The following is a 1,730-nucleotide window of genomic DNA, read 5'->3' as shown; positions in this document are numbered from 1 at the left end:
GGGGCCGTTCTTGTTTGTATGTGCTATGGCACCATGGTATCCGGCCGCACCAGCGAAAACCAGGACACACCATAAAATACTCAACACTAATTCCTATCTTTGCACTTCAATGGGTACATTATTAGACAACGGTGTCAAACCGTACAACCACTATGGGGCATACTTGAAAGAGAAGTATAACGGGCAACGTGTGTTTAAGGTTATTGTAGATGGTAATTTCACTTGTCCAAATCGTGATGGTAGCAAAGGTTATGGAGGTTGTACATATTGCAATGTTGATTCTTTTACGCCTGATACAGCTCGTAAGATACCCTCCATACGTGAACAGGTAGAAAATGGTATAGAGAGGGCCAGAAATTCTTATGGAGCGGAGAAATTTATCATTTATTTTCAACCTAATACGAATACCTATGCACCTACCCATCTGTTGAAAATGATGTACGATGAAGCATTGAGTATAGATCCCGAAAATACGTTGGGCCTATCTGTAGGCACACGCCCGGATTGTTTGGATTTTGAAAAGATTGCCTTACTGGAATCTTATACAGATCGATTAGACGTAGACCTAGAGATGGGTATGGAGTCGATCTATAATGACACTCTAGAGCAGATTAATAGAGGTTGTTCGCATGATGAGTTCCTGTCTGCTATGCAAATGCTAAGAAATACTCCTCTGGAATTGTGTGTGCATACTATTTTTGGTTTTCCATGGGAAACAGAGGAGATGATGCTTAGGTATGCAGAAGAGATCAACAGTCATTCACAGATTAAGTTTGTCAAACTGCATCATCTTCATATCGTGGAAGGGTCAATCATGGGAGTAAAGTACAAGAAAGAACCATTCAAACTATTTTCTATCGAAGAATATACAGATTTTTTGGCCAAGTTTATTCCTCTTTTGAGGCCAGACATTATTATCCAAAGAATATTTGGCATAGCTGATAGAGAATTGCTCATCGCGCCTAATTGGGGCTTCCCCAAATCAAAAATACAAACCCATATTGATAAGGAATTAGAAATGCGTGGGGTAAAACAAGGAAGTCAATATGTAAAAAATAAGGAATTTATATAAATCTTCTTAATTTAATATTTTTTTGTATTTTTGATTAATAAATTAATAATTAATCTGATATGAAAAACGTATTTAAAAAGATTGGTATAGCGATCATGACGCTATTGGTATTTACATTTTCTTCTTGTGAAGAGTTGGAAGACTTGCTAAAGTTTAACTTTGATTTAGAAGGAGAGGCTATTTATTTTGATGTTGAAGCGATTTCAGAAACAGGAGAACTGACCGAATTGGGAAGGCAAACGTATGACAGATCTTTGGCTGACATTCTGGCCGAAGAATCTCCTAATGCCGATATCAACAAAATAAAAGAAATCAATTTGACTAGTATTACTCTTGAGATAGTTGAAGGTGCTGATGATAATAACAATTTTCAAAACATTTCGAGTATTAAAGCAGAAATTGAAGCTGATGGTCTTGATGGAAAAACTGTAGCAGAGTTATCCAGTATACCAGATGTATATGCAACAAAATTAGTTGTTCCTGTTACGAACGGAAAGGTTAATGTGAAAGATTACTTTAATAAAACCAATTTCAGTTATGCTGTCAAAGGTGTATTTCGTGAGCCTACTACTAAGACTTTGAAATTGAAAGTCACAGCAAACTATAGTTTTGTGTTTGGTTTATAGTAGCTACGAGATAATAATAGCTATAAAAAAAT

2 protein-coding genes are annotated in these 1,730 nt (G+C 36.1%); both read left to right on the top strand.

The window, feature by feature from the left end:
- The first annotated feature begins 109 nt into the window (after window positions 1–109).
- Window positions 110–1,072, top strand: coding sequence for a TIGR01212 family radical SAM protein (locus tag G5B00_RS17830; protein ID WP_163878823.1), 963 nt, complete (start codon window positions 110–112; stop codon window positions 1,070–1,072).
- Between the two features lie 59 nt (window positions 1,073–1,131).
- On the top strand, window positions 1,132–1,698 hold the full coding sequence (locus tag G5B00_RS17825) for a hypothetical protein (protein ID WP_163878821.1): 567 nt from the start codon (window positions 1,132–1,134) through the stop codon (window positions 1,696–1,698).
- The last annotated feature ends 32 nt before the right edge of the window (window positions 1,699–1,730 follow it).

This window comes from Parapedobacter sp. SGR-10, from assembly GCF_011030405.1.
Classification (GTDB): domain Bacteria; phylum Bacteroidota; class Bacteroidia; order Sphingobacteriales; family Sphingobacteriaceae; genus Sphingobacterium.
This window is presented reverse-complemented; position numbering and strand designations above follow the sequence as displayed.

What these genes read in the sequence shown, in the direction of transcription:
- G5B00_RS17825 (WP_163878821.1), top strand. Translation starts at nt 1,132, where the DNA reads ATGAAAAACGTATTTAAAAAGATTGGTATAGCGATCATGACGCTATTG.
- G5B00_RS17830 (WP_163878823.1), top strand. Translation starts at nt 110, where the DNA reads ATGGGTACATTATTAGACAACGGTGTCAAACCGTACAACCACTATGGG.